Genomic DNA, 18,199 nt, shown 5'->3' with positions numbered 1-18,199 from the left:
GTAATTGTTGATGAAAACGATAAATAACAAAAGAAAAATCCCTATTCTGGGATTCTCCTTTTGTTTAGAATTTCTGTTAGTTTTTTTTCAACATATGAAATACTTGCTCTACATCCTTATCGCCACGCCCTGATAAATTCACAATCAAAATATCATCTTTTGTGAGTTCCTTTGCCAATTTAATTGCATGGGCAACAGCATGAGAGCTTTCTAAAGCAGGGATGATCCCTTCAGTTTTAGATAAAGTTTGGAAGGCTTCCAATGCTTCTTGTCCTGTTGCTGTCACATATTCAGCTCTGCCGCTAACCTTTAAGTGGCTGTGTTCGGGTCCAACACCCGGATAATCCAGGCCTGCCGCAATGGAATAGGTTGGTTGAGGCTCCCCTTTCTCATCGAGCAAAGTGAGACATTTGAAACCATGAATGACCGCCGGTACTCCTTCTGTTAAAGTAGGAGCTTCCTTTGGTTCTACACCAATCAACCGCACATCTTTTTCGTCGATATAATGAGCAAACGCTCCGATTGCATTGCTTCCACCTCCGGCACAGGCAATAACAGCTGTAGGCAGCTTCCCTTCCTGCTCAAGGATTTGGCGTTTTGACTCTTCACTAATAATTGATTGGAAATGCTTCACCATGGTTGGGTATGGATGCGGACCGACCGCAGAGCCAAGCAAGTAAAAAGTATTTTTATAGTTTTGCACTAAATCCCCTAAAGCTTCATCAACTGCATCTTTAAGGCGGCCCTGTCCTTTCTCGACAGGAACAACTTTAGCACCCAATAATTCCATGCGGAAAACATTTAATGCCTGGCGCTCCGTATCAAGCTTACCCATGTAGATGATACATTCCATATCGAACATTGCACATGCCGTTGCGGTTGCAACCCCGTGCTGCCCGGCGCCTGTTTCGGCGATGATTCTTTTTACACCCATTCGTTTCGCAAGCAGAATTTGCCCAATGGCATTGTTAATTTTATGGGCACCGGTATGGTTTAAATCTTCCCGTTTTAAGTAGATTTTCGCTCCGCCAATTTTCCGCGTTAGGTTTTCAGCATATGTAAGCGGATTTTCACGACCAATATATTGCTTTAGGTAAAATTTAAATTCTTCCTGAAATTCAGGATCATCTTTATAGCGCAAAAATTGTTCCTCTAATTGATCCATTACCACTTGGAGATCCTCCGGAATAAAACTTCCTCCGAATTCCCCGAAATACCCTTTTTTATCTGTGCTCAAGCTCGTCATACTCAACTCGTCTCCTTCTCTACTTTTTGAATTATTATACTTTATTTAAGTGAATTTTCCAACTATTTTGGCGTCTGACCCACTACTTTAAGCTTTAAATTAATGACTCTGTTAAACTTGGTTGTTGATTTCCGCTCCAATCAACGTTGCTCAAAAATCATTATTGTCCTTTAACACAGCAAATTAAAAAAGGCATCCCGATTTAATTTCAGGATACCTTTTTAACTTATTCAAATAACGGACTAACTGCTTTTTCGTTGTGGATCCGATCAATTGCTTCTGCAAGCAACGGAGCAACGGATAAAACCGTAATTTTATCAATTTGCTTTTCTTTTGGCAGATCAATGGTGTTCGTGACAACTAATTCTTTAATCGGTGAGGCTTCGATTCTGCTAATAGCTGGACCTGAGAGAACCGGATGCGTGCAGCAGGCATAAACCGCCTTGGCCCCCGCCTCTATCAATGCATTCGCTGATAACGTAATGTTCGATGCCGTGTCGACTAAACCGTCAATAATAATCGCATTTTTCCCTTCCACATTCCCAATAATGTTCAAGACTTCAGACACATTGGATTCAGGATTCCTGCGGTCAATTAAGGCAATTGGTGCGTTCAATGGGCTGGCTAGTTTTCTCGCTTTCACCACTACTCCATTATGCGGAGCAACCACGACAACATCTTCCAATTGTTTTTTCATAAAATACTCGGCAAGAATCGGAATACCTGTTAAGTGATCCACTGGAATGTCAAAGAAGCCCTGTTCCTGTGGAGAATGGAAGTCAATGGTAAGCAACCGTGTAGCTCCCGCTTTTTGTAAAAGATTCGCAATCAGCTTCGCCGTAATCGGTTCCCGCGAACGGGCTTTGCGGTCTTGACGGGCATAACTGTAATAAGGCATGACCACATTAATTCTTTTTGCAGAAGCTCTCTTCATGGCATCAATCATAATGAGGAGCTCCATAATATGTTCATTATTTGGCTGTGATGTAGATTGGACTAAATATACATAACCACCACGGACACTCTCTTGTACATGTATTTGAATTTCACCATCACTAAATCGAGTAGTGGAGTTTTTCCCCAGTTCGCAGCCCAAAAGATCCGCCACTTCATTTGCCAGCTTAGGATTTGAATTTAATGAAAACATTTTAAATTTCTTATGCAGTTGATACGTCACCTTTAATCCTCCATGCTTTGTTTCGTCATTTAAAAACCTTTGTCCATCATCTTATTTTACATGAATTGAAGGAATAGAGATAGCCATTATATTTCACATTTCATTGTTATATACAAATAAAGCCCTACTTATACTCAAAAATAACCTGAAAGAACAACTTTTCTCCAATTTACTGTCCCCTCTAGAAAAATTCACGTAATTCTCCAAAATGACTGTATGCGCTTACCAATCCCATTATTATTTTAAAATAGAATATTTTTTGACATTTTCATATATTCCGCTTGTCTTAGTCGGAAATTACTGATACTATTATTGAGGTCAATTTTTGAATTGATGAAATATTTAAACATTAGGAGGTTTTTTTAAATGGGCAAAAAGACTATCATTGCGATCCTATCCTTGGTGCCTATTGTTTTTATGATTGTGGCGATCCCATTTGTTAATCGGATCCAACCGATTATTTTTGGATTACCATTTCTTGCATTTTGGCTCTTTTTGGGGATGCTTATTACTCCTTTATGCACCTATGTGATCTTTCGCCTACAAAAATCAGAAAGGAGTACTGAATCATGAAGGGAAATTTAACTGCTTTGGTCATTACGGCTGTCATCGTTTTAGTGGTTGTTTTGATTGGATTTTTATCAGGGCGTGATAAATCAAATAGGAGCTCTGTTGAAGAATGGTCTGTCGGCGGCCGGAGATTCGGAACACTACTTGTTTGGTTCTTAGTCGGGGCGGATCTCTATACGGCTTATACATTTTTAGGATTAACCAGTACAGCCTATACAGGTGGAAGTTTGGCATTCTTTGCGATTCCCTATACGATCATTGCCTACTTTATTTCTTATTTCTTTTTACCGAAGCTCTGGAAATTTTCGAAAAGCCATAAGTTAACTACATTGGCTGACTATGCAAAAGTAAGATTTGATAGCAAATTTTTATCTTTATTAATTGCAGCCGTTGGGGTATTAATGCTGATTCCTTACATAGATTTGCAGCTAGCCGGGATTCAAGATACCTTAACCGTCGCTGGGACAGGCTTTATCAATGTCAAAGTCGTAGTGGTTTTCTCTTTCCTATTAGTTGCACTATACACCTTCTTTAGCGGCATTAAAGGACCAACCTATACCGCAGTGATAAAGGACATTATGGTTTGGGTGATTATGTTATTCTTGGTTGTCAATCTACCCATCTTACATTTTGGCAGTTGGGGTTCAATGATTCACAAGGTAGCTTCGGATTCACCGCAGTTACTTACCATCCCTACTTCCGGTCCAAAAGGGATCCCGTGGTTTCTAACCGCTTCACTCATTTCTGGTTTAGCCCTATTCATGTGGGCACATGCAGCTACTGGGGTCTTTACAGCAAAGAGTGCGGATGCACTAAGGAAGAATGCAATATTCTTACCGCTGTATAATATTGTATTAATTTTGCTGATTTTCTTAGGGTTTGTTGCCTATCATGTCTTGCCGCAGGGAACGAATCCTCGGTTTGCCTTGTTAAACTTAATTCAAGTTTCCTATGGCGGAACAGTTCAAGGTTTAGCCTATGCAACGATTGCCCTGGCCTCTTTGATTCCGTGTTCGATTATGGCCATCGGTGCTTCAAACCTATTTGCCAATAACATTTATCGGGATTTCATTAATCCAAACGTGACACCGGCTAAATTAACGATGGTCACTCGTTCGATGGTATTTGTCGTCATCGGTCTGGCGTTAATTTTTGGAATGGTCTTCCCTTCTGCCCTTGTGTCACTTCAATTATTAGGAGTATCCGGAATGGTTCAAATCTTCCCGGCGATTGTGTTTAGCCTTTACTGGAAAAACCAAACGAAAGAAGCCACAATCTTAGGTTTGCTTGTCGGTTTGATTGTTACCTTCACCGTTTATGCAACCGGAAAGTCTTTCGGCATTTACGAAGGCTTCTGGGGATTATTAGCGAATATCATCGTAACGGTCATCTTCAATCCTATGTTTGTGAGTAAAATCAAAAACAAGACCAATCCAATCACAGACGAGTTATTTGGAAAGAACGAATCGCCTCTCCATTTAAAAAAAGAGGCTTAATCTTATTAAAAGAGACATCCCAGTAGATTCGGGGATGTCTCTTTTTTTAGGATAATTTTCTATCTTTAGTTGTTTTGTACAAGCATTTCGCCATCTCTACCATACTCTACTAATGGAGGTGATGAAAAATGGTGAAAATTTTTATCGACCCCGGCCATGGTGGTGCAGACAGTGGAGCGACAGGAAATGGTCTTCTCGAAAAAAATCTTACGTTAAAAATTGCTACGACTTTAAGAGATATCTTAGTGAATGAATATGAAGGGGTTTCCGTAAAATTAAGCAGAACCGGCGATGAGACGGTTAGTTTAAATGAAAGAACGGATGCAGCAAACAATTGGGACGCAGACTATTATCTTGCTATTCATATCAATGCCGGCGGCGGGACTGGCTTCGAAAGCTATATCTACCCGGGAGTTGGCGCCCCTACAACCACATATCAGGATATCATTCATACTGAAGTTCTAAAAGTGGTCGATCTTGCAAATCGCGGGCAAAAGACAGCCAACTTCCATGTCTTACGAGAATCCTTTATGCCTGCCATGTTAACAGAAAATGGGTTTATTGATACTTCGAGTGATGCGGCAAAACTTAAGGATGCAAGCTTCTTAAAAGCGATTGCCAGAGGGCATGCGAATGGATTAGCAAAAGCCTTTCATTTAACGAAAAAGCCTACTGTTCTGTACAAAGTGCAAATTGGGGCGTTTAGTAAAAAATCGAATGCCGACGACCTTTCAGCCGAAGCAAAAGCAAAAGGTTTTGATGCCATCGTTATTTTACGAGATGGCCTCTACAAAGTCCAAATCGGCGCATTCGCAGCAAAAGACAATGCCGATGACCTCGCCGCAAAAGCAAAAAAGGCTGGGTTTGATGTGATTGTTTATAAAGAATAATTCTTCTATTGAAAAGAATCCCTGTGAAAATCGATCCAGGGATTTTTCTCATTTTTAAAGAAACTTACGCTTGAAATGAAATCTTTAAGATACAAGTTGGGAATCTCCTCAAAAATGAAACAATATTGTCCCAAAAGCGTTACAATTTCTACATGGTATTTTATTCCTAGTTCTGTTAATATCTAAAGGAAGATAAATACAGTACAAATACATACGAATTGTATCTATAATACATATTTGATAAACATTTATTCAATTAAACTATAAAAAGGCTGGAACTGACCAATGGATAAAAAGACGATTTTGTTATCTGCTTGCTTTCTTACATTCATGACAGCTCCGATTTCGGCCAATGCCAAAAGCGTTGAGCCTAAACCCCCAACGGATTCACAAAAACAAATCCAAGACGATTTAACAGCGATTAAACAACAAAAACTTCTCGTCCAAGAAGAAATAGAAGCAACGGCAGATAAAATAAAAGCCCTTGATCAACAAATCACTACATCGAAGGCAAAAATTCAAAAAAAAGAAAATGAATTGAAAAAAATCCAAGTGAAAATGAACCGTTTAAACAAAGAGGAAAAGAGAATTACAACCTTACTTAATAATAGAAAAGAAGAATTTAAGGACAGAGTTGCTGCTTATTATCGAACAGATGGTGAAATATCTTTCCTAAATGTAATTGTATCTGTTAATAGTTTTGGAGAATTTATCGACCATTTCTTTGCTTATGATAAAATTGTAAACAAAGATAAGGAATTTATTGAAGAATACATCGCAAACCAAAACAAGGTTAAGAGTATCAAAGATAAGGTTCAATCCTTACAAGAGTCAACGATGGAAGAAAAAGCAGAATTAGAAGAAATAAAAGCCAGTCAGGAGAAAAACAAAAAGGACAAAGAAAAATTGTCTGAGTTCCTTGAAAAGAAGAAAAAACAATTAGAAAAAGAAGAACAGGAAAAAACGATCGCCCTTGAATTGTTACAGGAAAAGGGAGAAGAAATTCTCGACCTAATTAATCATAATGGCAGTGAAAATAAAGAGAATGTGGTAAAAATCAATTCGATTATCGCACCCTTCGTTCCAGATTCCCAAAAGCTTGAACAAGTTACAGGCGTTCCGGCTTCCATTACTTTGGGCCAAATCATTCTGGAAAGTTCGGGTCGTTATAATGGTCTATCCGGACTTGCCTATAATGCCAAAAATCTATTTGGAATAAAAGGAACAGGCACAGCAGGTTCGGTCAAAGTCGAAACAACGGAATATGTAAAAGGTGAAAAAATCGTGGTCATAGCCGAATTTGCCAAATATAAAACCTATTATGATAGTATGCTAGATCATGCAAATTTATTATTAACTCCTAGGTATCAAAAATATTTAAAGGATGTTACCAATATCGTAGACTATGCTCATGGTATTCACGATGCAGGATATGCAACTGACCCAGAGTATGCAAATAAACTGCTTAAAATAATCTACCAGTATGATCTATGGAAGTTAGATGAATTTAAGGATTAACATCACCTTCTGAAAAGGGGTTTGAGTAAATTGATTCAATTTCAAGAAGTAACAAAAATCTATCCCAATGGGGTGCATGCATTAAAAAACATTAACCTGCAGATCTCAAGTGGAGAATTCATCTTGATGATTGGTGAGAGCGGTGCAGGAAAATCGACCCTCAATAAACTGATAACTAGAGAAGAAAAAGTAACGAGCGGTGAGTTATTGGTCAATGGAATAAAGGTATCATCGATTAAAGAGAAGAGAATTCCGCAGTTAAGAAGATCAATTGGGATGGTTTTTCAAGACTTTCGTTTGTTATCGAAAATGACCGTTTATGAGAATGTCGCTTTTGCCCAAGAAACGATTGGAGTACCGATAAACTTGATTCGGGACAATGTCTATCATGCTTTAAAAATGGTTGGCCTTGAAACGAAAGTGAATGCTTTTCCAAAGGAATTATCCGGAGGCGAGCAGCAGCGGGTTGCTATCGCCAGAGCAATAGTAAACCGTCCAAAAATGATTATCGCGGATGAACCGACTGGAAATTTAGATAGTAAAACGGCATGGGAAATCATGAAGGTTTTTGAAGATATCAACAAACTCGGGACAACGATCCTTATGACCACTCATAATAAAGAGTTTGTTGAACATACGACGAAACGAGTGATTTTAATCGAAAATGGAAGCATTCTTCGTGATCATCAAAGGAAGGTGCGAACAAGTTGAAAAAAGGATCCTACTTGAATCGACATATTAGAGAAGGAATGAATAATTTTAAAAGGAATGGCTGGATGACGGTTGCTTCGGTCAGTTCTTTAACTTTAATGATTTTCCTCATCGGGATTACCTTCTTACTGTTGGTCAACTTAAACCACATGACAACAAAAGTAGAGAAAAATGTGGAAATACACGCCTATTTAAAGGAAATTGATTCCGAGGACGTAAAGATTCTCACTAGTACAATTCAAACGTATGATCATGTTACATCCGTTTCGTTCATTTCTAAACATGAAGGCCTTCAGAGCTTTATGAAAAATTTAGGAGATGAGGGCGCAGCTTTTCAAACATTAAAAAACGATAACCCATTAAATGATGAATTGGTGATTAAAACCGAACAGCCAAAGGATGTAGCAGGTGTTGCCAAAAGAGTAGAAAAATTAGCGCTAGTGGATAAAGTGGCGTACGCCAAAAACGTGGTTGGTCCCCTGGTTACTTCTACAAAAATAGCCCGGATGGCTGGGACCATATTTATTATTTGTCTCACCCTTGCTGCTGTTCATTCAGTAACGAACACAATTCAAATTACAGTATTGGCGAGAAAAGAAGAAATTCAGCTTCGGAAATTGATTGGAGCTACAAACGGATTTATTCGTCTTCCTTTTTTTATCGAAGGTTCTTTCATTGGATTGCTAGGAGCCATCATTGCAAGCATTCTCATCCTGACAGGATACTATTTTGTTTATCTTTATTTTAGTAGATATATCGATTTGGACTTTATTGAGTTGCTCTCCCCTCTCCCCCTCATTCCCATTTCATGTTTGTTTCTGCTTCTTTTTGGGGTTTTCATTGGAATTATGGGAGCTACTTCATCATTAAGACGAATTTTAAAGGTTTGATTTTTGGATCGACCCAATTAACCTTCTCCACTAATTAAAGATATACTTGGTTAAAAAAGTGTCAAAGATCATAAATTATGGTCTTTGGCATTTTTTTGTCCTTCCCTGCGATTCTTTTTCCAATTGTCAGTTTCACCTATTTGTTAAAAACTGTAACCTTATAAAAAACAATTGTAAACGATTACAATACACGATATACTTTATACAAAATTACTGTTCGAAGGGTGATTACAACATGAGACAATATATTTTTCTCTTGGATGAACCGGTAGGTCCTCGGGAGATAAAGATTGAAGCATCAGGGATGATGGAGGCCTTCAAAAAAGCAAAAGAATTCCGCAAAAAGATCATGGAAAATACAAAGAAAAATGTTGATATGATCTTTAAATGTGTAAAATATTAAAATGCAAGAATGTAAGGTAAATAGACACGTTAGCGTATATAATTGAAAAAGGATCGCCTCCTCGGCGATCCTTTACTTGTTCTTACCATTATTTTCTTTGGTAGCCTGGCGGACCGCAGCTCTTTCTTTTGCTGCTTGTGAAACCTGTTGTCCATGATTGGGTGTTGAAGTCTTAGTTTTAGTCGTAGTCGTATTTGTTGAGGGCTTTGAAGCAGTATTGGTCACTGGTTTCGTGCTTGATGTCCTCTTCCCTGTTGACCCCGTTACAGAGGAATTTTGACTCGAAGCAGTAGGATGAGTCGCAGGGGCTGTTGAATGAGTAGTCGTAGAGGTCGTTCTAGTTGTTGGATTATTCTTTTGAATTGGTGCTACAACTTTATCACTCTTCTTTTCATTCGTTACAACCGTTTTTGGGGCAGTACTAGGATGTGAAGCAGTGATTTTTATGTTCTTTACAGGTGTTTTTGCTGTTTGAGCCTGCACATTTTTGTCTTTTACGGTTTCTTGTATTGCAACGGTCACCGCTTTATCTTCTAGATTCCCGACAGCCATAGTTTTTTGTACTTTCACCGATTTTTCCGCTTGGTTCACATTATTTACTGTTTTTTGTGGTTGATTTTTCCCCGTTTTTTCGACATTGTCGATTTGGTCCGTAATGTTTTGGTTCTTAGGCTCTGTTACATCTTTACCTTGCGTGATTTGTTTTATAGTATCTCCAAACAAGGCATTCGTGACAGAAAACGTAATCGATCCCACTAACACCATCGTGAGAGCTCCTTTAGTCAGTTTATTCATATGTTTCTCCTCTTAGCTTTTTACGCGCAATCGCCTTACAAAATTCGACCAATTCAAAGAGTTTCTGGGGGTATTCGGTATAGTCACATTTACTTATTTTATCTCTATTCTTCAAGGTAATTAAACCCAAAAACATAGTCCTAAACCATCAAAAAACGAAAACCTCCTACCCTACCCCCATAATCCCACACCGACATCCTAACCTTCTGTTGGTAGTCATTTTTTGTCGAAAAAACACTGTCCACTGGATACGGACAATTTCATCAAAAAGTCCACGAACGGTGCCTGTCACCCAGCACCAAAAAAGGAGGAGTCTTATGAATCGAATTTTTAGGTGGATGGTTCGATCGTTGTTTGCGCCTGTTACGGGAAGTGGCGGGGCGGTGGCGAGTACACTTGGTTTTTTCTTAGGTTTTATACCTTTATATAGTGCTAGAATTCCATTAATGCTTGCCTTTTCCCTCATTTTCCGTCTTAATATTATTGCTTTATTCTTTGGAACGTTGATCACCATTTTTATTCCGATGGTTCGTCACTTACCGTTCCTAAATTTAGCAGCCATGGAAAGATTTATGAATGACTGGCTAACCTCCACCCTCAAAACAAAAATACAGCTTACCCAATCCATTACAACTGGGATTTTTGGAGGTTTAATCGGACTTTTCTGCTTCTTTTTCTTCCATTGGTTCTACAATTTAGGACTGAAAAAAAATGAGCGAGACCAAGAACACGTTTTTCTTGATCCCGCTAAAAGGCGCTGGTCGATTATCATTCGAATGACGACTGGCTTTAGTGTATTCATCCTATTAGTTTCAATGATTTTTATAGATAGCCTATTTACAGATCCAATGTTTCCAGAACTGCAATTGAGTAAAACGGCAGAAACGAGCAGGATTGTTCCGATTAACCAACCCTTAAGTGAAGAACAGTTAGCCGCACAGTTTCAGAAAACGAATTCTTCCCCTCTTACTCAAACAAATAATCAAAGGATTCAACAAAAAAGCAAACAAGAAATATATGGTTTTTACGTCAACTGGGATGAAAACAGCAAAGCGTCTTTCAATAAACACATCCATGCCATGACAACCCTCATTCCAGAGTGGCTTCAGCTCCATTCTGACCTCACCGTAAAGACAAGCACAGACTCGTCTATAAAGGCAGAGGCAAAAAAACACCAAATAAAGGTTCTCCCTTTAGTGAATAATTACACCAAAAATAAATGGGATGGAGAAACTCTCCATCGGTTATTTACGACACCTGGGGCTGAAGATCGTTTGATAAACAATTTGTTAGCGTATGTAAGAACCAATCACTTTGACGGGATCAATATAGATTTTGAAGGCGTCCAGCAAAAGGACAAAGCGAATTTAACTGTTTTTATCGATAAAGCTTCGAAAGCTTTTCATCAACATGATCTCATGGTCACAATGGATGTTCCGCCAATGAACAATAGTTTTGACTATGCTTCATTAGCCGCTAAAGTTGACCGGATGTTTGTCATGCTCTATGACCAGCACAACTCGACGAGTAAACCTGGTCCTGTTGCCCCAACGGATTGGGTAAAGGAGAGCTTAAACCAGCTCCCAATCCCTCCTGAAAAATTAATTGTGAGTCTCGGAAGCTTTGGTTACGATTGGGAGGAAAATGCTAAATGGCCAGCTGAAACATTGACATTCGGGGATATCATGAATCTCGGAATCGGCACCAACCTGCAAATCTATTGGAATAAACAAGCAGGCAACCCCTATTTCCGTTACAAAATAGAGGGAAAAAACCATATTGTTTGGTTTTTAGATGGAGCAACCTTTTATAATCAAATGAAAACAGTGATGGACACAGGTTCTAAAGGAATTGCGGTTTGGCGCCTCGGTTCTGAAGATCCATCAATCTGGAAATACATCAATACATCAAAGGAAATGGCTAATCCTTCCAAGACACTAGAAACCCTTGTCAGTCCTGACCCCGTTCACTATACAGGTGATGGAGAGATTTTGAAAATTGCTTCTCCAGCACAAAATGGAAAAAGAACGATTCAAACTGACTCACAGGGTTGGATTCAAAATGAATCCTATACAAAATTACCAATGCCTTTTGAAGTGGTTCGTTCTGGTAATGTGGAACGGAAGAAAGTGGTCCTGACCTTCGATGATGGACCGGATCCAAAATATACACCCGAAATATTGGACATTCTGAAAAAGAATCATATAAAAGCGGCCTTCTTTATCGTTGGCCAAAATGCCTTGCAACACCCGGAACTGGTGAAAAGGATGTATAATGAGGGCCATGAAATCGGCAGCCATACCTTTACACATCCAAATGTTGCCTCCACGACATCAACACAAACCAAAGTGGAGCTCAATGCAAATCAGCGACTGTTTCAGGAAATTACCGGGCATTCGATGAATCTTTTCCGTCCGCCCTATGTCGCCGATGCGGAACCGAGCACAAGGGAAGAACTGCTGCCGATATGGCGTGCGCAGGAAATGGGTTATACCATGGTCGGTGAAGCCATTGATTCGGAAGATTGGCAAAGACCTTCAAGTAAAGAGATTGTAAAGCAGGTCTTGGATCAACTGCCGGAAGGGAATATTATCTTGATGCACGATGCCGGTGGTGACCGCTCTCATACAGTAGAGGCACTGCCGATCTTGATAAAAGAACTTAAACAACAAGGCTATACCTTTACTACCATTTCAAATCTTATTGGGAAAAATAATCAACAGATCATGCCCCCTGCCGATGCAGATCGACCTTATTTTGTCTATGATCGGGCAATATTTATGCTGGTACAAGGATGGCGTTCAGGATTAAACGTGCTGTTCTATTCCGCAATCGTTTTAGGAATTTTACGTCTGCTGCTCTTTGTTTTCCTTTCCAGCAGGCAGGTAAAACGCTATAAAAAAACGGAGATAGATCCTAGCTTTACCCCTTTTACAAGTGTCGTGATCGCGGCCTATAACGAGGAAAAAGTCATTTGCAAAACAATTGATTCCATTTTATCGAGTGACTATCCTGCATTTGAGGTTCTAGTCATCGACGATGGATCAAAGGATGATACAACTGGTGTGGTTCAAAAAGCGTTTGCTAACCATCCTCGGGTTCGATTAATTAAAAAAAGCAATGGCGGAAAATCCTCCGCCGTGAATCTTGGTTTTAAAGAAGCAAAAGGTGAAATCGTAGTGGCACTTGATGCAGATACACTCATTGCCGAAAACGCCATCTCCCTGCTTGTGAACCATTTTAAAAATGAAAAGGTTGCAGCTGTTTCAGGTAATGTAAAGGTAGGTAATAAGGGAAACCTCCTTACAAACTGGCAGCATATCGAATATGTGACCGGCTTTAACCTGGAAAGGAGAGCCTTCGCCACACTCAACTGCATTACGGTTGTACCAGGTGCAATTGGGGCATGGAGAAAAACAGCGGTGGTAGAAGCGGGATACTTTCAAGAAGATACACTGGCAGAGGATACCGATATCACGCTTACCCTTTTACGCCAAGGGAAAAAGATTGAATTTGAAGAAAAGGCTTACGCCTATACAGAGGTTCCGGAGGATCTTAAAAGCTTGGCAAAACAGCGTTACCGTTGGGTTTATGGGACCCTGCAATGCCTATGGAAACATCGGGGGGCTTTATTTAATTTAAAGCATCCATCTTTAGGATATATCGGCCTGCCAAACATGTGGATATTCCAATATCTTTATCAAACAATCTCGCCGATTGCTGATTTCTTGTTTATTCTCGCCCTTTTTGGCGAACACCCAGGCAGAGCCACCGTTGGGTTTATCCTGTTTTATGTACTGGATTTCGCTACTGCTCTTTATGCCTTCAGATTGGAAAAAGAAAGCTCGAAACCACTGGCTTCCTTGTTTCTGCAACGCATCTTGTACAAGCAGCTGATGACGTATGTCGTAATCAAATCGATCTTCTCGGCAATAAAAGGCGTTACAGTTGGATGGAATAAACTAAAGCGGAATGGGAATGTCACCCAGGATGCTACGATGGCGAAGGTAGAACAGAATATGTAATGCAATTTCTATGAAGGTCCTTCCTATTTTGGGGAGGGCCTTTTTTCAAAGGAAAAAGTGGGAAAGGTTCCCTGCCTCGAAATAATCCATCACCTTTTTTAAGGATATTTTCCAGCTTTCATTCACGATAACGTTCTTCATCTCTTTTATGAAGGACGTTTTCTCGCTTCTTCTCATGATTTCGTCCTTCATCACCTTTATGAAGGACGTTTTCTCGCTTCTTCTCACGATTTGTCTTTCATCGCCTTTATGAAGGACGTTTTCTCGCTTCTTCTCACGATTTTGTCTTTCAGCGCCTTTATGAAGGACGTTTTCTCGCTTCTTCTCACGATTTCGTCCTTCATCGCCTTTATGAAGGACGTTTTCTCGCTTCTTTTTACGATTTCTTCCTTCATCACCCTTATGAAGGACGTTTTCCAACATCATCTTTATAATTTCGTCCTTCAGCTACCTTCTGGATTGTATCAATAAACACCCAAAAATTAGGCTAAACTAAAAATGGAGGTCATGTATATGATTGGTTATCTTGGCTCGATAAGAAAATTTGATCATTTTAATAATGAAACACCTGTTCAAAATGTAAATAATGGCATCGATACGATTGGATATTGGTTTACATCAGATCTCCAATCGGCAAAACCCTACGCAATGGGTACGGAGACTATCATTCAAAAATCCGATATGGAATTTTGGGAGGATGGAGAACCGAAAGTAGTGCAGTTTGAAAGGCCGGTCCGTGGTTTTATCTATAAAGTCTATTTGGACGAACCAAATCTTAAGGAATATAAATCGAATTCAGAGGATTCTTATGATTTATTTATGAAAGAACGTGACAAATACTGTGATTATTTAGGTGCCAAAAAAGCCTGGGAGGATCAAGCAATTCTCTTAAATAAAGAAGAGGCCAATTCTGAATTCCGAAACAGCCTTATGAAAATAGGATTCGAAGGTTTTGTCCTACGAAATTCGGAGCAACAAAACGGAGTTACAGACTTGTATTGTCTTTTTTCTCAGGAACCACTCCACATAACCGATGTAATACCTATAGATGATTTAGAGTAAAAAAATATACCTGTTTTTTTGTCATAGAATCCCCCACTAATAAGACTTTTCATTTCATTTATCCCCCAGTCTAATTTGTGATTTCAGTTGTACAAAAAAAGAAGAGGTACGCCTCTTCTTTTTTTAAAATGCATCTATTTTTTCTTATTATTCTTTTGGTTATTGTTTTTTGAACTATTGCTTTTGTTTTTGTTATTGCTGTTGCTATTTTGTTTCTTGTTGTTATTTGAACTTTTCCCCATCCCCATCACACCTCTCGGTAAAATAAAATGCAGTAAGTTTTTAGCCTCCTATAGACTATTCATGGAAGGGGAAATTTTACAGTGATTAACTGAAAAAGGGGCGAATGAAAAACGCCTTTTTTTGTCCAAAAAGTGCAGTAAAATCCACACACGAAAAAAACAGCCAAAAGTTTTTGGCTGCGTCGCTTTACTTAGTAGGTCACCTGATATATCACAATCTATTCCTTATCTCCAACAATTGTCTCACCAATTTTAGGTTTAGTCTCCTGTTTAGACTTATTTGTATTCCTGTCAAACCCAGGCTCCGTGGTACCGGTTGACATTAATGGTTGTTGGATAAGATCCGGAACTTTATCATTATTGGCCATTTTTTTACCCCTTTCTAGCTTCGATCATTCAGGATAATTGGGTGAACCCTGATCTTCTGGAATTTTGTTCCCTTCTTCACTGGATCGTTTTGATATTTCCGGATAGCTTTGATGCCCCAGCTGAGGAAAAACGGGATCATCTTTCATTACCGCAATAATCTCTGGTGAAAAAGGGATGGTTACTTTTGGTTGATTCTCCGGCACTATATTTCACCTCCAGTTTCTATTTTCCTCTATATCCGTAATTTTATTTTCTTATATAAGGAGATTTGATTTTAGTGCCTAAAATTTAATAAAATTTGTCTTTTGGATAAACAAGCCCAAAGAATTGTTATGGAATTAAAGGTAAGATTGGCGAATAAAAGCCCAAAAGTACATTTGAAAAAATAAACCTCAATAATTCAGGTACTCTCATCGTCTTTTATCATGTTTTTTAAATAGTAATCTAGTAATTCCGGGTATTCCAATATATCCCTTTCTCCCTGTTCACTAAGGCAATAGGTGCCTCTTTTTATACGATCAAACCAGCCATAATAATTTTTTGTTAAGATGGAGGAGGTTTTATCTCCTGAACCCATTTGGAGGAGTGCTTTTGGAGATAAGGGACCAGACTCGCGCAGGTAGCAGGCAATTTGAATACAATTTTCTTTATAGGCGGTCATAATTTTGGTCCGATTACTACCACCAATATTAAAGTCAGCACTTCGTCCACTTATTTCTTTCAAAATTGCCGACCGCTTCGCCTTGCTTTTCCCTCGGCTCTTTTTTGAATGAAATGGTGATGGATGAAAAATCAGGTCCGCTTTTAAGCCTTTTCCTGAAGGAGAAACAACAATAAGACCTAACTCAAGTCTGCGGATAAAATGACATTTATCTGCCCAACGCCTTGAGTTTAATCGATATTTAGGTTTGGGGATTGCGATGTAAACCTGATCCGTTATACGCTGGCGTTTTGCTGCCTGGATGAGTAAATCAACACTTAACGTGAGCTTTAATTCAATAATCGCCAATTCCTCCCCTTTCAAGGCAACCATGTCACAGTCTTTCACTTCACCATAGACATCATAACCTTCTCGGGAAAAATATCTTTGAATGGGTTTATATAAATCTTTTTCTTGTAATTTCTTACCTTCATTCATTATGTAGTCACCATTTCTATTTTCTATACCTATCATTCTACCATCGAAAAATAAGAAACCAAAATCGTTTATGTATAAGAAGATAGAACCACCCTCATAAATTTATCTACCTTCTTTTGTATTTTCTTTGAAGCAAGATCTGCTTTGCAAATACAGACTATGTTTACTCCAATTTTTCGCGTTTAATTTGTTGTTGCAGATGAATAATGTCACTATCGTTATTAATTTTTTCAGGAACGATATCCTCATCCCCTGGCATTAACCTCCACCCTTTATTTAAGACGAAACGGAGCCAAGAACCTGCAAGCCAGGAGGTGATGAGCGCTAGCATTACGAGAATGGCAAAGAAATCTTGATTAATAATCCCTGCCGAAAAGGCAACGGTTGAAAGAACAATTCCTGGACCTCCCCTTGCATTCATGGCCATTGCAAAGTTCAAACTTGTAATCCGATCCTGACGTATCAGTTTACAAGCAAGGAATACAATGATCGATTGTGCAAGTGTCGCAAATAACAAATATTGAATAAAGAATACTAAATCAAAATGTTTCGCTAAATCTAATTTAAGTCCTACCACAGCAAAGTAAACGGGGATAAACCATGAAAATGAAATATGCAAGACAGACTGCTCTAATCGTTTGAACAAGGTGGGTGGTAAAGCCATTTTTGCGCCGATTCCAGCTAAAAGAGCACCGAAAATCGTATCGATATTCAAATACCCTGCTACCGAAGAGACAACAAACATGATAAATAAAAAATATCCTACATGAGAGGCTCTAAATAAAAAATTCCCGTTTCGAATCGTTAAGTTTTTAAACAAAAACCGGAGAACAAATATAGTAACAAGAATAAACCCTACAGTAATCCCTACACTTTTTAAAACAGCACCAGCCGTAACAGGTCCCCCATGCCCCGCAACCGCAGTAGCGATTCCTAGAGCCACCCAAAGCAATGTATCATGCACACCCGCAATCGCGATCACAAGCTTCGCAAATCTTGAGTGCATGATTCCCAGGTCATTGAAAATTTTGGAGATAACAGGTATGGATGTTACAGCAATCGAAATGGCCACGACGATCTTGATGGCGAACACACTATTGGCTGGACCTAAAAACTGACCAAAATCAATTAAATAAGATGCTAACCAACCAAGTGCAAATGGTAGAATGGTCGATGCAAGAATAATAACAGATGTAATTTTTCCATCACCTTTTTTAAATTTAGTGTGGAATTTTAACCCGGAACAGAACATAAGTAGTGTCAGACCAATTTGGTACATAAGCCCAAACATACGGTCTTCCTGTGGAAACCCGGCAAACAGCCAAGAAAAAGCATGGGGATAAAAGTAGCCAAGCAATGTAGGACCCAAGATAATTCCCGCTGCCACTTCACCAATCACGCGGGGAATCATTAACCGCTCAGCAATAAAGCCGAATAAATGGGCGAATGCTAACAAGATGGCAGTGGCCAATAAAAAGTGACTAAGTTCTATAGAACTAAAATCAAACAATCTAAACCCTCCCTAAATTTACTACACAACATAACCTATGCTGTGTGTACAAGTTTGTGGAGGGCAAGTGTTTAGAAATTCCAAACTATTTTGGACATGTCGATTTATTGAATTGGACATAGGACATCGTTAGGACATTTACAAATGATATTTAGAT

General features: G+C 39.0%; 17 protein-coding genes. 9 read left to right on the top strand and 8 right to left on the bottom strand.

Annotated elements, in window-relative coordinates; genetic code table 11:
* Positions 1 to 76: 76 nt before the first annotated feature.
* The gene (gene trpB / locus M028_RS0105050) at positions 77 to 1,246 is read right to left on the bottom strand and encodes a tryptophan synthase subunit beta (protein ID WP_026572935.1); all 1,170 of its coding nucleotides are present in this window, start codon (positions 1,244 to 1,246) and stop codon (positions 77 to 79) included.
* 226 nt (positions 1,247 to 1,472) lie between these two features.
* Entirely contained in the window at positions 1,473 to 2,423 is a 951-nt protein-coding gene (locus tag M028_RS0105045; RefSeq protein ID WP_026572934.1) for a ribose-phosphate diphosphokinase, read from the bottom strand.
* Positions 2,424 to 2,789: 366 nt separating this feature from the next.
* On the opposite strand from M028_RS0105045, the gene M028_RS0105040 reads away from it, so the two are divergent.
* From M028_RS0105040 to M028_RS32615, 7 genes are all read left to right on the top strand, one after another.
* Positions 2,790 to 2,996, top strand: coding sequence for a DUF3311 domain-containing protein (locus tag M028_RS0105040; protein WP_026572933.1), 207 nt, complete (start codon positions 2,790 to 2,792; stop codon positions 2,994 to 2,996).
* The gene (locus M028_RS0105035) at positions 2,993 to 4,489 is read left to right on the top strand and encodes a sodium:solute symporter family protein (RefSeq protein ID WP_026572932.1); all 1,497 of its coding nucleotides are present in this window, start codon (positions 2,993 to 2,995) and stop codon (positions 4,487 to 4,489) included. Before M028_RS0105040 ends, M028_RS0105035 begins: the two co-directional genes overlap by 4 nt.
* Positions 4,490 to 4,617: 128 nt before the next feature.
* A complete protein-coding gene (locus M028_RS0105030; RefSeq protein WP_026572931.1) occupies positions 4,618 to 5,379 on the top strand; it encodes an N-acetylmuramoyl-L-alanine amidase in 762 nt (253 codons plus the stop codon).
* Between the two features lie 285 nt (positions 5,380 to 5,664).
* Positions 5,665 to 6,897: a glucosaminidase domain-containing protein gene (locus M028_RS32625; RefSeq protein WP_051590937.1), complete on the top strand. Its 1,233-nt coding sequence runs from the start codon at positions 5,665 to 5,667 to the stop codon at positions 6,895 to 6,897.
* A 30-nt stretch (positions 6,898 to 6,927) separates the two neighbouring features.
* Positions 6,928 to 7,608, top strand: coding sequence for a cell division ATP-binding protein FtsE (ftsE, locus tag M028_RS32620; protein WP_026572930.1), 681 nt, complete (start codon positions 6,928 to 6,930; stop codon positions 7,606 to 7,608).
* Positions 7,605 to 8,498, top strand: a complete 894-nt coding sequence (ftsX, locus tag M028_RS0105015) for a permease-like cell division protein FtsX (RefSeq protein ID WP_026572929.1) — start codon at positions 7,605 to 7,607, stop codon at positions 8,496 to 8,498. Before ftsE ends, ftsX begins: the two co-directional genes overlap by 4 nt.
* Positions 8,499 to 8,733: 235 nt before the next feature.
* Positions 8,734 to 8,901, top strand: a complete 168-nt coding sequence (locus M028_RS32615) for a hypothetical protein (protein ID WP_155925462.1) — start codon at positions 8,734 to 8,736, stop codon at positions 8,899 to 8,901.
* A 72-nt stretch (positions 8,902 to 8,973) separates the two neighbouring features.
* On the opposite strand, the gene M028_RS0105005 is transcribed toward M028_RS32615, so the two are convergent.
* Positions 8,974 to 9,696, bottom strand: a complete 723-nt coding sequence (locus M028_RS0105005) for a hypothetical protein (RefSeq protein ID WP_026572928.1) — start codon at positions 9,694 to 9,696, stop codon at positions 8,974 to 8,976.
* A gap of 317 nt (positions 9,697 to 10,013) precedes the next feature.
* Here M028_RS0105005 and M028_RS29445 point away from each other — a divergent pair, with 317 nt between their 5' ends.
* Positions 10,014 to 13,721 carry a polysaccharide deacetylase family protein gene (locus M028_RS29445; RefSeq protein ID WP_442852774.1) on the top strand — a complete coding sequence of 1,236 codons (3,708 nt, stop codon included), beginning with the start codon at positions 10,014 to 10,016 and terminating at the stop codon, positions 13,719 to 13,721.
* 45 nt (positions 13,722 to 13,766) lie between these two features.
* Here M028_RS29445 and M028_RS0104990 read toward each other — a convergent pair whose 3' ends face one another.
* On the bottom strand, positions 13,767 to 14,147 hold the full coding sequence (locus tag M028_RS0104990) for a hypothetical protein (RefSeq protein WP_026572927.1): 381 nt from the start codon (positions 14,145 to 14,147) through the stop codon (positions 13,767 to 13,769).
* An 87-nt stretch (positions 14,148 to 14,234) separates the two neighbouring features.
* Between M028_RS0104990 and M028_RS0104985 the strand changes: the two genes are divergently transcribed.
* Positions 14,235 to 14,783 (top strand): hypothetical protein, encoded by a 549-nt coding sequence (locus tag M028_RS0104985; protein ID WP_026572926.1) that lies wholly within the window; start codon positions 14,235 to 14,237, stop codon positions 14,781 to 14,783.
* 460 nt (positions 14,784 to 15,243) lie between these two features.
* On the opposite strand, the gene M028_RS32610 is transcribed toward M028_RS0104985, so the two are convergent.
* From M028_RS32610 to M028_RS0104965, 4 genes are all read right to left on the bottom strand, one after another.
* Positions 15,244 to 15,393: a hypothetical protein gene (locus tag M028_RS32610; RefSeq protein WP_155925458.1), complete on the bottom strand. Its 150-nt coding sequence runs from the start codon at positions 15,391 to 15,393 to the stop codon at positions 15,244 to 15,246.
* Between the two features lie 24 nt (positions 15,394 to 15,417).
* On the bottom strand, positions 15,418 to 15,597 hold the full coding sequence (locus M028_RS0104975; RefSeq protein ID WP_026572925.1) for a hypothetical protein: 180 nt from the start codon (positions 15,595 to 15,597) through the stop codon (positions 15,418 to 15,420).
* 197 nt (positions 15,598 to 15,794) lie between these two features.
* Positions 15,795 to 16,532 (bottom strand): DUF2161 domain-containing phosphodiesterase, encoded by a 738-nt coding sequence (locus M028_RS0104970; protein WP_026572924.1) that lies wholly within the window; start codon positions 16,530 to 16,532, stop codon positions 15,795 to 15,797.
* A gap of 163 nt (positions 16,533 to 16,695) precedes the next feature.
* Entirely contained in the window at positions 16,696 to 18,042 is a 1,347-nt protein-coding gene (locus M028_RS0104965; protein ID WP_026572923.1) for a cation:proton antiporter, read from the bottom strand.
* Positions 18,043 to 18,199 lie beyond the last annotated feature (157 nt).

It is taken from the genome of Bacillus sp. UNC438CL73TsuS30, from assembly GCF_000482325.1.
In the GTDB taxonomy this organism is placed as follows: Bacteria; Bacillota; Bacilli; order Bacillales; family Cytobacillaceae; genus Neobacillus.
The sequence above is the reverse complement of the archived record's forward strand: the minus strand, read 5'-3'. Positions and strand labels throughout refer to the sequence as shown.